We start from the raw sequence: 19,065 nt of genomic DNA, 5'->3' as shown, positions 1-19,065 counted from the left end.
GATCTCCCCCGCAAGGGGGGAGATCGGATGTCGCGTTCGCTTTCGCCAATCGCCAACGTTGCAGGAAGAGCCCGGGCGATGAAACTGCCAATCTCCCCCCATGCGGGGGAGATGTCCGGCAGGACAGAGGGGGGTGTGACGGAACGCCATCGTCTGCGGTCTATCTGCCCTTCCACACCGGGTCGCGCTTCTCTGCAAAGGCGCGAAAACCTTCCAGATTGTCCTCCGAGCCGTAGAGGATATCGACCGTCGGCAGCTGCCGGCGCGTCACCTTGTTCATCGCTTCCTGGAAGGTCAGCGCTTCCGCCACGCGCGCCGTCTCCTTGATCGCCGCGAAGACCAGCGGCGGGCCGCTGGCCAAAAGCCGCGCGACCTCCCAGACGCGGTCTTCGAGCTTTTCCTTGGGCAGCACCTCGTTGACGAGACCCCAGCGATGCGCCTCCGCGACGTCCATCCAGCGGCCGGTGAACAGCAGGTCCATGGCGACATGGTAGGGAATGCGCTTCGGCAGCTTGATCGTCGCCGCATCGGCCAGCGTGCCGGCGCGAATCTCGGGCAGCGCGAAGGAGGAGTGGTCGGAGGCGTAGATGAGGTCGCAGGACAGCGCCAACTCGAAACCGCCGCCCACCGCCATGCCGTTGACGCAGGCGATGACCGGCTTGTTCAAGTCCCGCAGTTCCTGCAGCCCGGCGAAGCCGCCGACGCCATAGTCGCCGTCGACCGCATCGCCGCCCGCCGCCGCTTTCAGGTCCCAGCCGGCGCAGAAGAACTTGTCGCCGGCCGTCTTGACGATGGCAACGCGCAAACCGGGATCGTCCCGGAACGCCTTGAAGGTCTCACCCATCAGCCGCGACGTCTTGAGGTCGATGGCGTTGGCCTTCGGCCTATCGAGCGTGACTTCGAGAATCGTGCCCTCGCGGCGGGCGGTGATGACGTCAGCCATTCTTCTTTTCTCCAAGCACCAGCAGCGCGTCGGCGATCCAGGCGCCCTTGCCTTCGGCGCAGACGATCAGCGGGTTGATGTCGAGTTCCTCGATCTCGCCGGCGTTCTTCTGCACGAAGTCGGCAATGCCGGCGATCGCGTCGATGGCGGCCGCGACATCGGCCTTCGGCCGGCCGCGATAGCCTTCGAGCAATGGATAGAGCTTCAGTCCGCGCAAGGCGGCCTCGATGTCGTCGCGCGTCGCCGGCAGCATCAGGGTGACGCTGTCGCGCAAAAGCTCGACCAGCACACCGCCGGTGCCGAGCGTCATCACCGCGCCGAACATCGGGTCGCGGGTGAAGCCGACGATCAGTTCGGCGACGCCGTCGCGCACCATGCGCTCGGCATAGAGCCCGGTGCCGAGCGGCAGGAGGTCATGCGCGGCGTTGCTGACGGATTCGGCGTCCTTGAGGTTCAGCAGCACCGCGCCGACTTCCGACTTGTGGGTGACGCCCAGCGCCTTCAGCGCGACCGGGAAGCCGAGCGCCATGGACGAGATCACCGCCTCGACCGCGTTGCTCGCGCGCTCGCCCTTCGGCACCGGCAGGCCGGCCTTGATCAGCCGGTCCTTGGCCTCCGCTTCGTCGGGGGTTACATGCCCGCCGTCGGTCGCGCCGGCGGCCGTGGTGTCGACCGGCTGCGCCTCGGGCTCGCGCCAGGCCCAGCCGATGAAGGCTGCCGCCTGGGCGGCGTCCATCGCTTCCGAAATGCCGAAGAGCGGAACCATGCCGCGCGCCATCAGCCCGGCCGTGTATTCCTCCGGCAGGTTCTCGGGCAGCGAGGAGACGATCGCGCCCTGCGCCTTGTTGGTCTTCAGCGCCGCCTCGAAGGCGCGCAGCGTCGCCCACCAGTCGGTATCCGAGCAGCGGTCCGGACGCGGGAAGTCGAGCACCAGCATGTTGAGGTCGAAGCCGCCCGACACCATGGCGGTGAAGGTTGCCGTCATCGCCGGCTCGTTGTTCCAGATGAAGGTGTGGTAGTCGAGTGGATTGGCGACGGCGACAAGCGGCCCGAGCGTCGATTTGACATGGGCGCGATGCTGGCCGGTCAGACCTGGAAAATGCACCCAGCGCCCTTCCGCGGTGTCGGCCATGACCGAAGCTTCGCCGCCCGAGCAGCTCATCGACGACAGCCTGTTGCCGGGCAGGGGCCCGGTGATGTGCAGCAGCTTCAGCGCTTCGATGAAGGCCGGAATGGAATCGACGCGCGCGATGCCGAGTCGCCTCAGAAAGGCGCCCGACGCGGCGTCCGAACCGGCGAGCGACGCGGTGTGCGTCACCGTCGCCTGCCGCGCCTGCTCCGAGCGGCCGACCTTCATGGCGATGATCGGCTTCTTCAACTCGCGCGCTCTCGCTGCCAATCGCTCGAAGCCGGCGACCGAGTCGAAGGCCTCGATGTGCATGCCGAGCGAGGTGACGCGCTCGTCCTCGATCAGGCCGAGCGCCATTTCGGAGAGGCCGGTCTGCGCCTGGTTGCCGGCCGTCATCAGGAAGGCGATCGGCAGCCCGCGCTTCTGCATCGTCATGTTGATGGCGATGTTGGAGGACTGGGTGATGATAGCGACGCCCGTGTCGCCTTCCGGCAGCCGGATGCCGCCATGCTGGTCGGGCCACAAAAGCGCGCCGTCGGCATAGTTGATGAGCCCGTAGCAGTTCGGGCCGATGATCGGCATCTGGCCGGCGGCGGCGACGAGCTCGGCCTGCAGCCGCTCGCCGTCCTCGTCATAGGCCTCGGTCTCGAGAAAGCCGGCGGCAAAGCAGACGGCACCGCCGGCGCCGCGCTCGGCCAGGGCCTTGACGACCTCGATGGTGAGATGCCGGTTGACGCCGACGAAGGCGGCATCGGGCGCGCCCGGCAGATCGGCGACCGAGCGGTAGGCCTTGCGGCCCGCGACCTCGTCCTTTGTCGGATGCACGGGCCAGACCTCGCCGGCAAAGCCCATCTTGATCGATTGCGCCACCACGATGGCGGCCTGCGCTCCGCCGAACACGGCGATCGATTTCGGGCGCAGGAGACGTTCGAGTTTATGCATGGCCATCTTTTCGTTTGAGCGTGATTTTTTCCAAAAACCGGGTCCGGCTTTTGCTGATCATGCTCTAAGCGCCGAACGGACGCAGCAGCGCCCGCGAAATAATATGTCGCTGAATCTCCGAAGTGCCCTCCCAGATGCGCTCGACGCGCGCGTCGCGCCAGATCCGCTCCAGCGGCAGGTCGTCCATCAGCCCCATGCCGCCATGGATCTGGATCGCCTCATCGGCAACGAAGGCCAGCATCTCGGTGGCCTTCAGCTTGGCCATCGCCATGTCCTGATCGGTGACGGTGCCCTGATCGTACTTCCAGCCGGCTTCGAACACCATCAGGTCGGCCGCCTTCAATTCCGTCGCCATGTCGGCGAGCTTGAATGAAACGCCCTGGAACTTGCCGATCTGCTGGCCGAACTGCTGGCGTTGCGCGGCATACTCGATGGCGTGCGAAAGCGCGCGCTCGGCGCGGCCGAGGCAGGTGGCGCCGACCTGCAGGCGCGTCGCGCCGAGCCAGGAGTTCGCGACCTCGAAGCCTTTATGCACTTCGCCCAGAACCTGACTCGCCGGCAGCCGGCAGTCGTCGAATTCGAGGATGGCGTTGGTGTAGCCTCGATGCGAGACGTTGCGGTAGCCGTCGCGCACCGAAAAACCCTTGGTGCCCTTGTCGACGAAGAAGGCGGTGATCTTCTTGCGCTTGCCGCGCGGCGAATCCTCTTCGCCGGAAGCCATGAACACGATCGCGAAGTCGGCAATGTCGGCGTGACTGATGAAATGTTTCGTGCCGTTGAGCACCCAGTCGTCGCCGTCCTGCACGGCGGTCGCCTTCATGCCGCGCAGGTCGGAGCCGGCGCCGGGCTCCGTCATCGCCAGGCAGTCCCACTTCTCGCCGCGGATGCAGGGGAAGAGATATTTCTCGCGCTGCTCCGGCGTGCCGGCGAGCAGGATGTTGGAGGGACGCGCGACACAAGTCCAGTGCAGCGCGTAGTTGGCGCGGCCGAGCTCCTTCTCGTAGAGCAGCCAGCTGACCGTATCCAACCCCGCGCCGCCGACGTCGGCCGGCATGTTGGCGGCATAGAGCCCGGCCTCGATCGCCTTGGCCTTCAGCTCGTCAATCAGCTCGCGGCGCAGCACGCCGGTGCGCTCGACCTCGCGCTCATGCGGGTAAAGCTCATTCTCGACGAACGCGCGCGTCGTCTCGACGATGAGTTTTTGCTCTTCCGAAAGCCCGAAATGCATCGCCTCAGCCCTTCTTCTTGCCGACTTTCTTCGACTTTTCGGCCTTCACCGGCTTGGCCGCTTTTGCCTTTTCGGCAGCCCTGGAAACAGGCTTCTTCGCCGCCAGCCTGGCGAGCTGCCTGGTATAGCCCTTGTGCAGCGCGCCGGCGCCCCAGCCCTTGCCCTTGTTCTGCTTCGACAGCGCGTCCATGATCGCGACCAGATTGTCGTCGCGGATCTTTTCCAGCTCCCGGATCGACAGGCCATTCGCCTGCTCGTCCGACTGCGTTGCGATAAGGTCGACCAACTCGTCGTTGAACTCCGGCACGTCCATCAGCTTGGTCCATGGCCATTTCAGGCAGGGTCCGAACTGCGCCATGAAGTGGCGCATGCCGGCCTCGCCGCCGGCGACGCGATAGACCTGGAACATGCCCATCTGCGCCCACCGCAGGCCGAAGGAATAGCGCATGATATCGTCGAGTTCCTCGACGGTGCAGATGCCATCCTTGACCAGCCATAGCGCCTCGCGCCAGCAGGCTTCCAGAAGGCGGTCGCCGACAAACGCTTCGATCTCCTTGCGCACCACCACCGGCTTCATGCCGATCGAGGCGTAGAGTTCCTTGGCGACCTCGATTGCTTCCGGGAAGGTTTGCTGGCCGCCGACGATCTCGACCAATGGCAGCAGATAGACCGGGTTGAACGGATGCCCGACGACCAGCCGCTCCGGATGCTTCTTCATCGCCACCTGCATGTCGGTCGGCTTGATGCCGGAGGTGGACGAGCCGACGATGGCGTTCGCCGGCGCATGCAGGTCGATCTCGGCCAGCACCTTGTGCTTGAGGTCGAGCCGCTCCGGCACGCTCTCCTGGATGAAATCGGCGTCCGCGACCGCCTCGGCGATCGTCTTGGCAAAGGTGAGCCTGCCTTCCTTCGGCAGGCCGCCGGGCAGCATCTGCTTGTAGGCGCGTCGCGCGCCCTTCATCACCTCGCCGACCTTGCGCGATGCCTCGGGATCAGGATCGAAGATCGACACGTCGATACCGTTCAGGAGCAGCCGCGCCACCCACCCGGCGCCGATGACGCCGCCGCCGATGGCGGCCGCCTTGTTGATGATGCTCATGCTCAGGCTCCGGTTCTTGTCTTGGCTGTTTCGGGATCGGTGAGCGGCACGCGCTCGCCCGCGCGGATCACCGCAGGGTCGTAGGCCTTGCGCGCGAAGACTTCGAGCACGAAGGGCCGGAAGAAGTCTATCGGCAGCGTCTGGTAGTCGGGATCGAAGCTCGACTGGTCCCAGCGCTCGCAGAACTGGTCGCAATCGTCGAAATAGAGATGGCCGGCAAAGCGGTCGCGGGCATGCCGGTTGCCGCCGAGATGATGCGCGTAATAGAGGCGTTGGAAATCGCCGTGCTTTTCCACCACCCAGGTGCATTGCTCGCGCACGAAGGGCTTCAGGATCGTGGCGGCATATTCGTCATGATTATAGGGCGCGTAGATATCGCCGATGTCGTGCAGCAGCGCCGAAACGATCCAATCGGTATCGGCGCCGTCGCGCCAGGCGCGCGTCGCCGCCTGCAGCGAATGGCCGAGCCGGGTGATCTTGTAGCCCGACAGGCCCTCGTCGAGCTGCACAAGGGCATCGAGCAGCCGGTCGCCAGTCCTGGCGGCATAGTCGATCTCGTGGGCGGTCAGGAATTCGTAGTCTTCCCTGTCGCCGTCCTTCATCGCGGTGAACTTTACGGTACCCATATCGACACCCGACACCCGTTGTTCAATCTTGTTGGAGCATGATCTTTTCCGAACCGAAGGTCAGCGAAGCAAAAACCCGCTCCCACTTTTCGGGATAATGCTCATGCCGCGATCGGCGCCCGCTTGGTGAGGTTGAGCTTCTTGCGCACTTCGTCCGGACCAAGCACCCGCGCGCCGAGATTCGAAACGATGCTCACCGCCCGTTCGACGAGCTGCGCGTTCGTCGCAAGCACGCCCTTGTCGAGCCAGAGATTGTCCTCGAGCCCGACGCGGACGTTGCCGCCGGCGAGCACCGCCGCCGCCACATAGGCCATCTGGTTGCGACCGATCGAGAAAGCCGACCAGTTCCAGGTCGAGGGCACGTTGTTGACCATCGCCATGAAGGTGTTGAGGTCGTCCGGCGCGCCCCACGGCACGCCCATACAGAGCTGCACCAGAGCATCCGGCTTCAGCACCTGTTCTTCGACGAGTTGCTTGGCGAGCCACAGATGGCCGGTGTCGAAGGCCTCGATCTCGGGCTTCACGCCCATCGCCGTCATCATGCCGCCCATGGCGCGCAACATGCCGGGCGGGTTGGTCATGACATAGTCGGCCTCGGCGAAGTTCATGGTGCCGCAATCGAGCGTGCAGATCTCCGGCAGGCACTGGCGCACATGCTCGACACGGTTGGAGGCACCCCCCATGTCGGTGCCTTTTTCGTTGAGCGGCAGCGGACTCTCCGGCGAGCCGAACACCATGTCGCCGCCCATGCCGGCGGTGAGGTTGAGCACCACGTCGACGTCGGCCTCGCGTATGCGCTCGGTCACCTCGCGGTAGAGATGCACGTCGCGCCTGGGCTTGCCGGTCTCCGGGTCGCGCACATGGCAGTGGACGATCGCTGCACCAGCCTTGGCAGCCTCGATCGCCGAATCGGCGATCTGCTTGGGCGAGCGCGGCACATTCGGGCTGCGGTCCTGCGTGCCGCCGGAGCCGGTCACGGCACAAGTAATGAAGACCTCACGGTTCATCGCGAGCGGCATGGTCTTTCCTCCCAAATTCATATCAGACACCAACAATGCCCGACTTGCCGGAAACTGTTTTGCGTTTTACGAAGGCATCATGATAAAAAGCGAAAAGCCGACGATCTTTCGCCCCGAGCACGAGACGTTGAAAGTGACGTTCCTGGTGTTCTCTGGGGCTTCGATCATGTGCGTCGCCTCGGCCGTCGACCCGCTGCGCGCCGCAAACCGCATCTCCGGCGATACGCTATTCGACTTCAAGCTGGTCTCGGTCACCGGCGAGGCGCCGGTCACCACCTGCGGTCTGCCGGTGGCGGTCAGTGGCCGCTTCGACGCCGCCGAGCCAACCGACATGCTGGTCGTCGTCGCCGGTTTCGGCACGCAGAACTATGCCACGTCGGCGCTGATAGCCGGACTGCGCCGCGCCGCTCGTGCGGCGCGCGCCTGCGGCGGCGTCGAGGCCGGCACATGGCTGGTGGCGCGCGCCGGACTGCTCGAAGGGCGCAGCGCCACCACGCATTGGGAGGACATGGAGGATTTTTCCGCCGCGTTCCCCGGTGTCGACGTGCGGCCGGACCGCTATGTCATCGACGGGCCGGTCTTCACCTCCGGCGGCGCCTCGCCGACCTTCGACCTGATGCTGCATCTGGTGCGCACAAGGCTCGGCATGGCGGCCGCGCTCGATGTGGCGAGCGTCTTCATCTACGACCAGGCGCGGGCCGCGACCGACGCGCAGCCGCTGGTCTCGCTCGGCCGGCTCGACGGCTACGACCCGCGGCTCGCCCAGGCGATCCGCCTGATGGAAGCGCATGTCGACCAGCCGCTGACCATCGACGCGGTGGCGAAGCGGGCCGGCGTCACGGCACGCACGCTGGAGAGCATTTTTCGCAAGTCGATCGGCGAGACACCCGGCGCCTATTATCTGCGGCTGCGCCTCAGCGCCGCCCGCCGCCTGGTGGTCGACACGCGCATAGCGATGGCCGACATTGCCGGCCGTACCGGCTTTTCGTCCGCCGCGGCATTTTCCAGGGCTTTCTCCAGGACCTTCGGCGAAGCGCCGGTCAGGTTGCGGCGTGGCTAATGCATGTCGCCCAAAAGTGCGCAGCGGTTTTGGGGACACGACATGCATCAACCTAATGCATGTCGCCCAAAAGTGCGCAGCGGTTTTGGGGACACGACATGCATCAACCTAATGCGATGTCGCCCAAAGTGCGCAGCGGTTTTGGGGACACGACATGCATCAACCTAATGCATGTCGCCTAAAAGTGCGCAGCGGGCAACGACATGCATCGAACAAAGACTTCAAAGCGCTTCGCTCTCAGCGCGGCGCGCTTTTGAGTATCCAGTCGGCCGCGGCGGCAAGGTCGTCGACCACGGCCGTAGGCGCCGGCTCGAAACGCGTCTCATCATTCACGCGATACTTACCCGTCCGCACAAGCAGCGCGGCGCCAAGTCCGGCGCGCCGGGCGCCTGCGACATCGCTTTCGGCATCGTCGCCGACCATGACCGCATCGGCCGGCGGGCAGTTCAAGCCGGCGAGCGCCGAGAGGAAGAAATCCGGCGACGGCTTGCCCAGCACGACCGGGCTGCGGCCGCTGGCGAATTCGAGCGCCGCCACGAAGGCCCCTGCGTCGAGGCTGAGCTGGCCGTCGGTATCCTTGAAGGTGCGGTTGGTGGCCAAAGCCACGAAATCGGCGCCGGCAATGAGTTCGCGGAAGGCGCGGTTGAGGCTGGCATGGTCGAAGACCTCGCCGGCATCGCCGACGACGACAGCGCGGCCGCTGCCGTCTCCCACTTCGGAAAATTCGGCTTCCAGGTCGGGATGGACGAGCAGATGCGGCCGCCTGTCATGCATGCGCAGCCAGTCGACGGCCGCACGCGCCGGCGTCAGCAATTCCGCGTCCTCAACCGCAATACCCATGCCGGCGAGCTGCGCGATGATCGCGTTGCGGGCAGAGCGTGTCGTGTTGCTGACGAAGCGGAGAGGCAAGCCTGCCTTGCGCAGACGCTCGATCGCGGCCACGGCCCCCGGGATCGGAGCGTCGCCATCGTAGACGACACCCAGAAGATCCAGAAGCACCGCGCGTATCATGTCTGAAGGATGGAGAAACAGTCTCCGTTCGTCAAACCACGGAAGAATCAGACTACTGAAGAATCAGTCACGGAAGGCATCAGGCCGCGTCGCGATTGTCGCGCACAATGCGCGAGCGCATGCTCTTGGCCAGTGCTGTTTCGAGCCGCACGGCGACCGCGCGATCCCATTCATTCGTTTTGCGGGCGCCGTCCTTCGAATGCGGCAGCGCCATCAGCCGATCGATGATCGAACCGGCCTCGCCTGGCGAGAGCAGGGCGTCGATTTCGCGTTCGTGCTGCATGTGTTCGCCTCCTTCTATCCTTCCCGCCACATGTGCACACTATACGAATTCCGTGACGGCTGTTTGAAGGCAAGAGCGGGGCGATTGGAGGGCGGCGCGGGGCAAAACCTTGTCGTGGAGTCTTGCCCGGCGCAAAAAGGCAATTGCAGCCAGCCGCGCCCCGCGAATTGATGCGGGGACAGGCCATGAGCTGATTCGTCAGACGTAACGGTTGACGATGTTTTCCAGAAGCTCCTGGCGGCCGGAGCGCGGCTGCGGTTCGATCTTCTTCTTGACCACGCGCTCGGCGATGTCCTCCAGCGTGCGCTTGCCCGAGAGCATGGCCTTGCCTTCGGCCGTGTTCCAGCCGGCGTAGCGCTCGGCGAGCGGGCCGGACAGCGCCTTGTCCTCGATCATTCTTGTTGCCGCCTTGAGGCCGCGCGCGCAGGCGTCCATGCCGCCGATATGGGCGATCAGCAGATCCTGTGGATCGAGCGACTGGCGGCGCAGCTTGGCGTCGAAATTGGTGCCGCCGGTCTTGAAGCCGCCGCCTTGCAGGATCTGGTAGTAGGCCAGCGCCATTTCCGGCACATTGTTGGGGAACTGGTCGGTGTCCCAGCCCGACTGGTAGTCGTTGCGGTTCATGTCGATCGAGCCGAAGATGCCGAGCGCATTGGCCACCGCCAGCTCATGCTCGAAGGAATGGCCCGCCAGGATCGCGTGGCCCTGCTCGATATTGACCTTGACCTCCTTCTCCAGCCCGAACCGCTTGAGGAAGCCGTAAACAGTGGCGACGTCATAGTCGTACTGGTGTTTGGTCGGCTCCTGCGGCTTCGGCTCGATCAGGATCGTGCCCTTGAATCCTATTTTGTGCTTGTAGTCGACGACGAGGCTGAGGAAGCGGCCGGCCTGTTCCTGCTCGCGCGCCAAATCGGTGTTGAGCAGCGTCTCATAGCCCTCGCGTCCGCCCCACAGCACATAGTTCTCGCCTTTCAGCTTCTTGGTGACGTCGATGCATTTCTTCACCGTCGCCGCCGCATAGGCGAAAACGTCCGGATCGGGATTGGTGGCCGCTCCCGCCATGAAGCGGCGATGCGAGAACAGGTTCGCCGTGCCCCAGAGCAGCTTGACTCCAGTCTGCTTCATCTTGGCCGAAAAGTAGTCGGCGATCTCGTCGAGGCGCGCCGCGCTCTCGGAGAAGTCCTTCCCCTCGGGGCGAATATCGGCATCGTGGAAGCAGAAATAGGGCACGCCGAGCAGTGAGAACATCTCGAAGGCGACGTCGGCCTTGAGCTTGGCCAGTTCCATCGTGTCGACGCCGCCGGGTTTGGCGAACCAGGGCCGATCGAAAGTCTGCCCGCCGAAGGGGTCGCCGCCCTGCGCGGCGAAGGAGTGCCAGTAGGCGACGGCGAAACGCAGATGGTCTTCCAGCCGTTTGCCGGCCACGACCTCGTCAGGATTGTAGAACCGGTAGGCCAGCGGATTGGTCGAATCCGGCCCCTCATAGTTGATCTTCTCGATGTCGCCGAAAAAGCCGCTGCTCATGGTTTCTTCCTCTCCAGATGGTTCGCCCGATTACCTCAGGCGTAATTGGTTCAAGTAAGCGGGACGCCTCAGCTGATCTCCCCCCTTGAGAGGGAGATGCCCGGCAGGGCAAAGCGGGGTGCCTCGCGCCTCCCCATTCGACTACAGGGCCTCGCGCCCGCTCACGCCGTTGCCGCCCGGATCGCTGGATAAAGCGCGCGGTAGCGCTGATAGGCGTCGGCAAAGGCGCCGCCAAGGCCGGCCTCCGGCTCGATGGTGGCATCGGTCGCCGGCGCGGTGCAGACGGCAAGCGGATCGGCGCCCGTCGCGGCGATCAGGCCGAGCCGCGCCGCGCCGAAGGCGGCGCCGAAATCGCCGTCGGCCGGAATGTCGACCGGCAGCTGCAGCGCCGTGGCGATCGCCTTCAGCCAGTAGCGCGAGCGCGAGCCGCCGCCGATCGCGGTCACCCTGGTCAGCGTCGTGCCGGCCGTCCTCAGCGCTTCGAGACTGTCGCGGAAGGCGAAGGCGACGCCTTCGAGCACCGCCTGCGTCAGCACGGCCCGGCTCGATTGATGCGCCAGCCCGGCAAAGGATCCGCGAATGGCGGAATCATTGTGCGGCGTCCGCTCGCCCGAAAGATAGGGCAGGAAGGTGACGCCCGTCGGCGCCCTCAGCGTGTCGCCGAGTTCTCCGGTCAGGTCGCCGGCGCTCTTTCCGGTGATCTCCGACAGCCAGTTGAGGGAATCGGTGGCCGACAGGATGACACCCATCTGATGCCAGGTGTCGGGCAGCGCATGACAGAAGGTGTGCACCGCGCTTTCCGGATTCGGCAGGTAGGATGCGTTGGCGGCGAAGAGCACGCCTGAGGTGCCGAGCGACACGAAGGCGTGGCCGGCGCCGACTGTGCCCATGCCGCAGGCCGACGCTGCATTGTCGCCGGCGCCCCCGGCAACCGGGATGCCCGCCGCAATACCCCATTTCGACGCGAGTTCACCGCGCAGGCCGCCGGCCTGGTCCGTGCCTTCCACCAGCGACGGCATCTGCCTTTCGTCGAGCGATGTTGCTGTAAGCAGGTCGGAAGACCAGCGCCGCTTGCCGACTTCGAGCCACGACGTGCCGGCCGAATCCGACATCTCCGAAATATGCTCGCCAGTCAGCCAGAGCCGCAGATAATCCTTGGGCAACAGCACCTTGGCCACCTGGGCGAAGAGCGCCGGCTCGTTGTTCTTCACCCAGGCCAGCTTCGGCGCGGTGAAGCCCGGGAAGACGATGTTGCCGGTGAGCGTGCGGAAACGCGGATCGGCATCGAGCGCGGCCGCCTCGACATGGCTGCGCGTGTCGTTCCACAGGATGCAAGGGCGCAGCACCTTGTCGCCAGCATCGAGCAGGGTGGCGCCATGCATCTGGCCGGAAAGGCCGATGCCTTTGATCGTGGCGAGTTCCTTTGGGTGGGAGGCCTTCAGCTCGGCGATCGCGGTCTCGCAAGCCTCGAGCCAGTGCGCCGGGTCCTGCTCGGACCAGCCTGGATGCGGCCGCGAGACGTCGAGCGAGCCATGGCCGGAACCGATCACCTTTTGCCCGGCATCGATCAGCAGCGCCTTGACGCCCGATGTGCCCAGGTCGAGGCCGAGATACATGCTGTCCTCCTACTGCCTTTAATTTTTTCGGATCTCGAAAAAATCTGGCCAGCCAGTTCTTATGCCAAGATCCGTCTCGGGTCAATTCTCCGACAAATCGGCCGTTGTGTCTGGCTCTCGATAAGAACGAAAAGCGGGATTCGGCACCCCGGCCAGGCCCGGCCGAACGCCTCCATCGCCACGCCTCATCCTTGTGGTTGCGATTCGCTGATCGGGATCCGGCCGCCGCCCGGCCTCAATTTCCCGAGCGCATCGCCACCGTGGCGACGCCGGCGCCGACCAGCAGCGTCCCGCCGGTTCGGTTGAAGATGCGAATCGCCTTCGGATTGCGCACGATGACGCGCGCCCTCGATGCGATCAGCGCATAGCCGAAGGCATTGCTGAAGGCGAGCGCCAGGAAGGTCGTCTCGAAGATCAGCATCTGCGCCCAGAAATCGGCATTCCGGTCGACGAACTGCGGCAGGAAGGCGACGAAAAAGGTGATGCTCTTCGGGTTGAGCGCGGTGACCAGCCAGGCATGCGCCATCATCTTGGCCGCCGACACGGCGTCGGTGCGCGGCTCGGCTTTGAGCGCGCCGCCGGCGCGGAACAGCTTGATGCCGAGATAGATCAGATAGCCCGCGCCGATCACCTTCAGCACCGTGAACACCGTGGCTGACGCGGCCAGCAGCGCGCCGATGCCGAGCATCGACAGCGTCATCGCGGTGAAGTCGCCGAGCGCGACTCCGACCGCCATCGGCAGCGCGGTGCGCCAACCCTGGCCGAGCGCATAGGAGACGACAAGCAGGATCGTCGGCCCCGGGATGACGAGAAGAATGCTGGAGGCGAGGGCAAAGGCAGCCCAGTTTTCGAAGGACATTTCCCTACTCCTTGAGCGCAAAGAACAGGATAAATCCTGGGCTTGGCACGATTGTAAAGAGGCTTATGGAGAAAATCTGTCGCGCCGGCTTGGGCACTCAGGCCAAAGGCCTAGTAGCCGGTTAGGGTTAAGTCCGGTTCGAGGATTTTCACGCTTTTTCAACCATGACTGACGAAAATGCCTGCCATTCGGCCGGACCGTGCTTCCCGCCGACAGCGTAGGGTTTGGTGCATGCGCGCGTTGCCGCAGAATGAGCCGCCGCCTTCGAACGGCGGCACAATCGAGACCGAAGTTCAGCTGTCCCGCCGCGCCATGCTTTCCGGCGCCGGCGCGATGGCGTTGCTCGGCATGGCCGGCTGCAGCACCACCGATACGCTGCAGCTGCCGCAATTCCAGCTCGACGATACCACCACAAGTTCCGTTCCGATGCGCCCGGCGATCAGCGTCGACAGGAACATTACCGGCTCGGACGTCATGTATGCCTCGCTCACGGACGGCGGTTTCGAGGTGCCGGCCGTGCCGTGGCAGAAGGTCAAGCCGGAGTTCCGCCGCCAGATCGTCGTCGACAAGACCGGCGAGGCGCCCGGCACCATCGTCGTCCATCTGCAGGAGCGCATGCTCTACCTGGTCCAGCCGGGCGGCGACGCGATCCGCTACGGCGTCGGCATCGGCAAGGACGGTTTCCGCTGGTCGGGCCGCGCCAACATCCAGTACGGCAAGGAATGGCCGGTCTGGACGCCGCCGCCTGAAATGGTCAAGCGCAAGCCCGAGCTGGTGAAATGGCAGGGCGGCCAGCCCGGCGGCCTGACCAATCCGCTCGGCGCCCGCGCGCTCTACATCTACCAGAACGGCAAGGACACCGGCTATCGCATCCATGGTTCGCCCGAATGGTGGAGCATCGGCCAGGCGATGTCGTCGGGCTGCGTGCGCCTGATCAACCAGGACATCATCGACCTCTACAATCGCGTGTCCAAGAAGAACCCGGTCGTCGTCGTCTGATCCACGCCGCCTGTCTTCTTTTCCGACGCGTGCCGTTATCCCAAAACCGCTGCGCATTTTTGGGCGGCACGCATGAGCTTCTTCCGTTGCGCGATGCAGCAAGACAGGCCAAGGTGCTTTGGAAAACCTTCGCCTAGGGAGACATAAAGCATGGCCGGAACTTTCGTCATCGCGCAGGGCGGCGGCCCGACCGCCGTCATCAACCAGACGGTCGTCGGCGCGACGCTGGAAATCCGCAAGCGCCACCCCGGCGCCAAGGTGCTGGGCTCGATCCATGGCGTGCGCGGCATCCGCGACGGCAACTACGTCGACCTCTCCGCCATTCCGGAGGACCGACTGCAGCTGATCGCCGGCACGCCGAGCGCCGCGCTCGGCTCGACCCGCGATAAGCCCGACGCCGCCTATTGCGAGCTCGTTCTCAACGGCTTGAAGAAGGCCGGCGCCGATGCCTTCATCTATATTGGCGGCAACGACACCTCGGGCACGCAGCAGATCCTGACCGATGCTGCCGGCGGCAAGATCGCCTTCGTGCATGCGCCGAAGACCATCGACAACGACCTCGAGGAAAACGATCACACGCCGGGCTTCATCTCGGCGGCCGAGTTCGTGGCCGGCGCTTTCCTCTCGGTCGATCTCGATTTCCGCGCGCTGCCCGGCATCTATGTCGGCATCGTGATGGGCCGGCATGCCGGCTTCCTGACCGCCGCCGCGGCCGCCTGGCAGCTCGACCCCGACAGCGGTCCGCATCTGGTTTATGTACCGGAGCGCGCCTTCTCCGCCGAGCGGTTCATCGACGACGTGCGCAAGACGCTCGATCGCCACAAGCGCTGCATCGTCGCCGTGTCTGAAGGCGTCAGCACCGCCGACGGCAAGGCGCTGGTCGAGAGCCTGGTGCCGCCGGAGAAGCTCGAGCGCGACCAGCACGGCAACGTCAAGCTGTCGGGCAGCGATCTGCCGGCCGCGCTCGAACGCGCGCTCGCCGAAGGCCTGCCCGGCAAGCGGGCGCGTGTCGACGCGCTGGGCTACATGCCGCGCGGCTATGTCGGCGCGATCAGCGCCGTAGACGCCAGGGAGGCCTTCGACGCCGGCGCCTTCGCGGTTGCCGTCGCTGAGGAAGGCGGCGGCTCCGTGGCGCTGCAGTATGACGGATCAAAGACGGTGCTGAAGAAGGTGCCGCTGAAGGCCGTCGCCGGCAAGACGCGGCACATGCCGGATGATTTCATGAAGCCGGACGAGAATCAGCTCTCCGAGGCCGGCATGGCCTATCTGAGGCGGCTGGTGCCGGAGAAATACAAGGTCGGCAAGCCCTTCGTCTGATGGGCGACCTTGTGGTTGGCGACTGGTTCGGCAAGGCCGTCGTCGATGCCGCGACGACGATGCTGACCGAGCCCTTCGTGCATGATTTCGTGCGCGCCAACATTTGGCACGTCAAAGGCCGCGACGCCGATCTCCTGGTCGACACCGGCATGGGCATCTGCCCGCTGGCGCCTCACATCGAGACGCCGGCAGGCAAGCCGCTGATCGTCGTCGCCACCCACATCCATCTCGACCATGTCGGCTCGCTGCACGAATTTCCGCTGAGGATGGGGCCCAAGATGAGCGCGGCGCAGTTCGACGGCATGGATGACGCCGTCACCTACGCCTACATGTTCCACACTCTCGACAGTGCCGTATCGCTACTGCCGGCGCCGGATTGGAAGGCGGCCGACTACCGGATTTTGCCGGCGCCGCTGACGCGCGCGCTCGATGAGGGCGACATCGTCGATCTCGGCGACCGCAAATTCCGCGTGCTGCATCTTCCCGGACATTCGCCGGATTCGATCGCGCTGTTCGACGAGGCCGACGGCCTGTTCTTTGCCGGCGATGCCATCTATGACGGCATGCTGATCGACGATCTGCCGGATTCCGACCGCGCCGCCTACTGCCGTAGCATGCAGCGCCTGCTCGAACTCCCCATCCGGGTCGGTCATGGCGGCCATGGCCCGAGTTTCGACCGCGCCAGGATGCGCGAGATCGCCTCTGCCTATCTGCGCCGCAGGCAGCGGTTCATGAGCGCTTCCGGGATTAAATCTTCGTAAGGTCACGCCGAAACCCTAATTCGGGCCATTCCGGACCCTACATGCTTGGCGGTCGATCAGGCCGGCCGCCTGCATGGCGAGACGGGCATTCCCGGTCCTCGACACGCCGACGGCTGCCTCGAGAATCCCGCGGCGCAACGTCAACTCTCGCCCGGACAGAACGACCATGTCACCATCAAGCATTCTTCGCAGACATCGCGTCGCCGCCCTGCTGGGCGCTGCGCTGATCATTTCGCCCGTTGTCGTCACCTTCGCGCAAAGCGGCGGCAACGCCGGTCTCAGCAACGCGGCTGCGACGACCCAGACGCCCGTCCCCGGCATCACGGCTCCGAACGGCTCCTTCGCGCCGATCATTGCCACAACCAAGCCGGCGGTCGTCACGGTCACCACGGTCATGAAGGCGCAGCCCGAAGCGATGGGCGAGGGCTCGCCCTTCGACGGCAATTCGCCCTTTGACCAGTATTTTCAGCAATTCTTCGGCGATCAGGGCATGCCAATGCCGAAGACGCCGCCGCAGCAATCGCAGCGCGCCGAAGCCTTGGGCTCCGGCTTCATCGTCAGCTCCGACGGCATCATCGTCACCAACAACCATGTCGTCGACGGCGCGACCTCGATCAAGGTGACGCTCGACGACGGCACCGAGCTTCCCGCCAAGCTGGTCGGCCATGACGCCAAGAACGACCTGGCGGTGCTGAAGATCAAGGCGGACAAGCCATTGCCGACAGTGAAGTGGGGCGATTCCGACAAGCTGATGACCGGCGACCAGGTGCTGGCCATCGGCAATCCGTTCGGCATCGGCACCACGGTCACCGCCGGCATCGTCTCGGCGCGCGGGCGCGATCTGCACAGCGGGCCTTTCGACGACTTCATCCAGATCGACGCGCCGATCAACCACGGCAATTCCGGCGGTCCGCTGGTCGATGTGAGCGGCCGTGTCATCGGCATCAACACCGCCATCTATTCGCCCAATGGCGGCAGCGTCGGCGTCGGCTTTGCCATCCCCTCGGATCAGGCCGAAAAGGTCGTCGCCAAGCTGATGAAGGGCGGCGACATCGAGTATGGCTATCTCGGGGTCCAGATCCAGCCGGTGACGCAGGACGTCGCCAGCGCGATCGGTCTCGATCATCCCGGCGGCGCGCTGGTCTCGGCGGTCACCGACGGGTCGCCGGCGGCCAAAGCGGGCATCGAGACCGGGGACGTCATCACCGGCTTCGCCGGCCAGGAGATCAAGGACCCCAAGGACCTGTCACGCGCCGTCGCCGATGTCTCTCCCGACGTCAAGGAAACGGTGAACGTCTGGCGCAACGGCAAGGTGATGCAGATCTCCGCCGATGTCGGCCGCAACACCGAGGACCAGAAGACGGCGTCCAATGGCGACAGCGGCAAGCCGTCGGCCGAACAGGGCCTGCGCGTGCCTTCGCTCGGCCTTGGCCTGACCGATCTTACGCCCGATATCCGCGAGCAGCTCAACCTGGCCGACAATCAGCGAGGAGCCGTGGTCGAACGCGTCGACCGCACGCCGGTGAAGAGCGCCAGGCAGGCAAACCAGGCGATCGCGGAAGCCGGAAAGTCGGGCAGAAGGTCCGTGCTGCTGCTGGTCGACCGCGGCGACGCGCAGATCTTCATCGCCGTTCCTTTCGCAGCAGGCTGACGCGAGCAGGCCTGCCGGTGCGGCCGGCAGGTCACCCAATGTGGCGCTGGCCGAATGCTCTCGGCTTGCCCGCCATCGTGCCTGGACGCGGCCTCAAGGCGGCGCAAGGTATCCAAAAGTGACTATTAGCACATTCTAAAATCGAACCGAACGGTTCGTTTCTGTTGACGGAGCGTGCAGGACGGGTGAACACCGGCGGTGCGACTCCGCCGGTGAGCCAAACCGCGAACTTGACCAACGGATTGAAACAAAAGCGAAAATTGGAATTGGTGGGAGGCGCAGGTACAATTTCAAGATGTGGATTCTTGGTCCAGCCGGAACAACTTCGTGATTGGAATTGGCCATTCGGCTGACCCACATCGGGGCTGTCCGAACGACGCGAATTCATTCCCAAGACACGCCGCTAGACGGACGGAAATAATGATACTGGAGTACCAAAAATGAAAAAGATTGTTCTCGCTGCCGCCGCCCTTCTGGCAATTTCCGGCAGCGCCGTCGCCGGCAGCGACAATTACGGTTCCAAGGGTGCCGATCAGCAGGCTGTCGCCGTCGACAGCTCCTACACCGCTTCGATCAGGAAGTCCGAGCCCGCCGCCCAGCAGGGTGTGACCCAGGGCGCCGATCGCAACCTCTTCGGCAACAACTGACGGCGATTTTTCGGACAGCTGGCGGCTTTGCCCGCTGCTGTCGATTGAAGAAATTCAGGAGTAGCAAAATGAAGAAGATTGTTCTTGCCACGGCCGCCCTTCTGGCCGTTTCCAGCGCGGCCTTCGCGGCCAGCGACAACTACGGCGCCAAGGGCGCCGATCAGCCGGCCGCCACGGTCGACACCACGCGCACCTCGTCGGTCGGTTCCGACTCGCCGGTCTACAAGCTGCTGAACACGTCTGGCGACGTGCATAAGTCGGCCCAGCAGGGCAGCGACCGCAATCTCTTCGGCCGCTGACCGACCCTGGACAGTGCACCAATCGGAGCGGCGGGCCTGGCTCGCCGCTCTT

The 19,065-nt window shown here is 64.8% G+C and carries 18 protein-coding genes; 7 read left to right on the top strand and 11 right to left on the bottom strand.

Annotation, left to right across the window (positions count from 1 at the left end; genetic code table 11):
- Nucleotides 1–160: 160 nt before the first annotated feature.
- The 6 genes from EJ074_RS14515 to EJ074_RS14490 form a co-directional block, all read right to left on the bottom strand.
- Nucleotides 161–943: a carnitinyl-CoA dehydratase gene (locus EJ074_RS14515; protein WP_095805028.1), complete on the bottom strand. Its 783-nt coding sequence runs from the start codon at nucleotides 941–943 to the stop codon at nucleotides 161–163.
- The gene (locus EJ074_RS14510) at nucleotides 936–3,014 is read right to left on the bottom strand and encodes an acetate--CoA ligase family protein (protein WP_095805412.1); all 2,079 of its coding nucleotides are present in this window, start codon (nucleotides 3,012–3,014) and stop codon (nucleotides 936–938) included. The genes EJ074_RS14515 and EJ074_RS14510 overlap by 8 nt, the downstream gene beginning before the upstream one ends.
- A gap of 64 nt (nucleotides 3,015–3,078) precedes the next feature.
- Nucleotides 3,079–4,242, bottom strand: coding sequence for an acyl-CoA dehydrogenase (locus tag EJ074_RS14505; RefSeq protein WP_095805027.1), 1,164 nt, complete (start codon nucleotides 4,240–4,242; stop codon nucleotides 3,079–3,081).
- A gap of 4 nt (nucleotides 4,243–4,246) precedes the next feature.
- Nucleotides 4,247–5,341: a carnitine 3-dehydrogenase gene (locus EJ074_RS14500; protein WP_095805026.1), complete on the bottom strand. Its 1,095-nt coding sequence runs from the start codon at nucleotides 5,339–5,341 to the stop codon at nucleotides 4,247–4,249.
- Nucleotides 5,342–5,343: 2 nt separating this feature from the next.
- Nucleotides 5,344–5,967 carry an HD domain-containing protein gene (locus EJ074_RS14495; RefSeq protein WP_095805025.1) on the bottom strand — a complete coding sequence of 208 codons (624 nt, stop codon included), beginning with the start codon at nucleotides 5,965–5,967 and terminating at the stop codon, nucleotides 5,344–5,346.
- Nucleotides 5,968–6,068: 101 nt separating this feature from the next.
- Nucleotides 6,069–6,986, bottom strand: a complete 918-nt coding sequence (locus EJ074_RS14490) for a 3-keto-5-aminohexanoate cleavage protein (protein WP_095805024.1) — start codon at nucleotides 6,984–6,986, stop codon at nucleotides 6,069–6,071.
- A gap of 79 nt (nucleotides 6,987–7,065) precedes the next feature.
- Between EJ074_RS14490 and EJ074_RS14485 the strand changes: the two genes are divergently transcribed.
- Nucleotides 7,066–8,046: a GlxA family transcriptional regulator gene (locus EJ074_RS14485; RefSeq protein ID WP_095805411.1), complete on the top strand. Its 981-nt coding sequence runs from the start codon at nucleotides 7,066–7,068 to the stop codon at nucleotides 8,044–8,046.
- 237 nt (nucleotides 8,047–8,283) lie between these two features.
- On the opposite strand, the gene EJ074_RS14480 is transcribed toward EJ074_RS14485, so the two are convergent.
- The 5 genes from EJ074_RS14480 to EJ074_RS14460 form a co-directional block, all read right to left on the bottom strand.
- Entirely contained in the window at nucleotides 8,284–9,045 is a 762-nt protein-coding gene (locus EJ074_RS14480; RefSeq protein ID WP_348627014.1) for a TIGR01458 family HAD-type hydrolase, read from the bottom strand.
- A 91-nt stretch (nucleotides 9,046–9,136) separates the two neighbouring features.
- The gene (locus EJ074_RS14475) at nucleotides 9,137–9,340 is read right to left on the bottom strand and encodes a hypothetical protein (RefSeq protein WP_095805022.1); all 204 of its coding nucleotides are present in this window, start codon (nucleotides 9,338–9,340) and stop codon (nucleotides 9,137–9,139) included.
- Between the two features lie 198 nt (nucleotides 9,341–9,538).
- Nucleotides 9,539–10,864: a xylose isomerase gene (gene xylA, locus EJ074_RS14470; RefSeq protein ID WP_095805021.1), complete on the bottom strand. Its 1,326-nt coding sequence runs from the start codon at nucleotides 10,862–10,864 to the stop codon at nucleotides 9,539–9,541.
- 161 nt (nucleotides 10,865–11,025) lie between these two features.
- Nucleotides 11,026–12,480: a xylulokinase gene (xylB, locus tag EJ074_RS14465; protein ID WP_095805020.1), complete on the bottom strand. Its 1,455-nt coding sequence runs from the start codon at nucleotides 12,478–12,480 to the stop codon at nucleotides 11,026–11,028.
- Between the two features lie 235 nt (nucleotides 12,481–12,715).
- On the bottom strand, nucleotides 12,716–13,339 hold the full coding sequence (locus EJ074_RS14460; RefSeq protein WP_095805019.1) for a LysE family translocator: 624 nt from the start codon (nucleotides 13,337–13,339) through the stop codon (nucleotides 12,716–12,718).
- 231 nt (nucleotides 13,340–13,570) lie between these two features.
- On the opposite strand from EJ074_RS14460, the gene EJ074_RS14455 reads away from it, so the two are divergent.
- The 6 genes from EJ074_RS14455 (at nucleotide 13,571) to EJ074_RS14430 (ending at nucleotide 19,013) form a co-directional block, all read left to right on the top strand.
- Complete coding sequence (locus EJ074_RS14455; protein ID WP_095805018.1) at nucleotides 13,571–14,338, top strand: L,D-transpeptidase; 768 nt, start codon at nucleotides 13,571–13,573, stop codon at nucleotides 14,336–14,338.
- A gap of 150 nt (nucleotides 14,339–14,488) precedes the next feature.
- On the top strand, nucleotides 14,489–15,655 hold the full coding sequence (locus EJ074_RS14450; protein WP_095805017.1) for a diphosphate--fructose-6-phosphate 1-phosphotransferase: 1,167 nt from the start codon (nucleotides 14,489–14,491) through the stop codon (nucleotides 15,653–15,655).
- On the top strand, nucleotides 15,655–16,416 hold the full coding sequence (locus EJ074_RS14445; protein WP_095805016.1) for an MBL fold metallo-hydrolase: 762 nt from the start codon (nucleotides 15,655–15,657) through the stop codon (nucleotides 16,414–16,416). Before EJ074_RS14450 ends, EJ074_RS14445 begins: the two co-directional genes overlap by 1 nt.
- 166 nt (nucleotides 16,417–16,582) lie before the next feature.
- Nucleotides 16,583–18,067, top strand: coding sequence for a DegQ family serine endoprotease (locus EJ074_RS14440; RefSeq protein ID WP_129553546.1), 1,485 nt, complete (start codon nucleotides 16,583–16,585; stop codon nucleotides 18,065–18,067).
- Nucleotides 18,068–18,507: 440 nt separating this feature from the next.
- A complete protein-coding gene (locus tag EJ074_RS14435) occupies nucleotides 18,508–18,714 on the top strand; it encodes a DUF680 domain-containing protein (RefSeq protein ID WP_095805014.1) in 207 nt (68 codons plus the stop codon).
- A gap of 68 nt (nucleotides 18,715–18,782) precedes the next feature.
- Entirely contained in the window at nucleotides 18,783–19,013 is a 231-nt protein-coding gene (locus tag EJ074_RS14430; RefSeq protein WP_095805013.1) for a DUF680 domain-containing protein, read from the top strand.
- Nucleotides 19,014–19,065: the final 52 nt, after the last annotated feature.

The sequence above is a fragment of the Mesorhizobium sp. M3A.F.Ca.ET.080.04.2.1 genome (assembly GCF_003952525.1).
Lineage (GTDB): Bacteria > Pseudomonadota > Alphaproteobacteria > Rhizobiales > Rhizobiaceae > Mesorhizobium.
Note: the sequence above shows the minus strand (reverse complement) of the source record. Positions and strands in the feature narration are given on the sequence as shown.

Bases quoted from the DNA above. Each gene is read 5' to 3' on its own strand.
- EJ074_RS14445 (WP_095805016.1), top strand. From the start codon at position 15,655: ATGGGCGACCTTGTGGTTGGCGACTGGTTCGGCAAGGCCGTCGTCGAT.
- EJ074_RS14500 (WP_095805026.1), bottom strand. From the start codon at position 5,341: ATGAGCATCATCAACAAGGCGGCCGCCATCGGCGGCGGCGTCATCGGC.
- EJ074_RS14455 (WP_095805018.1), top strand. From the start codon at position 13,571: ATGCGCGCGTTGCCGCAGAATGAGCCGCCGCCTTCGAACGGCGGCACA.
- EJ074_RS14460 (WP_095805019.1), bottom strand. From the start codon at position 13,339: ATGTCCTTCGAAAACTGGGCTGCCTTTGCCCTCGCCTCCAGCATTCTT.
- EJ074_RS14495 (WP_095805025.1), bottom strand. From the start codon at position 5,967: ATGGGTACCGTAAAGTTCACCGCGATGAAGGACGGCGACAGGGAAGAC.
- EJ074_RS14485 (WP_095805411.1), top strand. From the start codon at position 7,066: ATGATAAAAAGCGAAAAGCCGACGATCTTTCGCCCCGAGCACGAGACG.
- EJ074_RS14435 (WP_095805014.1), top strand. From the start codon at position 18,508: ATGAAAAAGATTGTTCTCGCTGCCGCCGCCCTTCTGGCAATTTCCGGC.
- xylA (WP_095805021.1), bottom strand. From the start codon at position 10,864: ATGAGCAGCGGCTTTTTCGGCGACATCGAGAAGATCAACTATGAGGGG.
- EJ074_RS14505 (WP_095805027.1), bottom strand. From the start codon at position 4,242: ATGCATTTCGGGCTTTCGGAAGAGCAAAAACTCATCGTCGAGACGACG.
- EJ074_RS14475 (WP_095805022.1), bottom strand. From the start codon at position 9,340: ATGCAGCACGAACGCGAAATCGACGCCCTGCTCTCGCCAGGCGAGGCC.
- EJ074_RS14450 (WP_095805017.1), top strand. From the start codon at position 14,489: ATGGCCGGAACTTTCGTCATCGCGCAGGGCGGCGGCCCGACCGCCGTC.
- EJ074_RS14430 (WP_095805013.1), top strand. From the start codon at position 18,783: ATGAAGAAGATTGTTCTTGCCACGGCCGCCCTTCTGGCCGTTTCCAGC.
- xylB (WP_095805020.1), bottom strand. From the start codon at position 12,480: ATGTATCTCGGCCTCGACCTGGGCACATCGGGCGTCAAGGCGCTGCTG.
- EJ074_RS14490 (WP_095805024.1), bottom strand. From the start codon at position 6,986: ATGCCGCTCGCGATGAACCGTGAGGTCTTCATTACTTGTGCCGTGACC.
- EJ074_RS14515 (WP_095805028.1), bottom strand. From the start codon at position 943: ATGGCTGACGTCATCACCGCCCGCCGCGAGGGCACGATTCTCGAAGTC.
- EJ074_RS14510 (WP_095805412.1), bottom strand. From the start codon at position 3,014: ATGCATAAACTCGAACGTCTCCTGCGCCCGAAATCGATCGCCGTGTTC.
- EJ074_RS14440 (WP_129553546.1), top strand. From the start codon at position 16,583: ATGTCACCATCAAGCATTCTTCGCAGACATCGCGTCGCCGCCCTGCTG.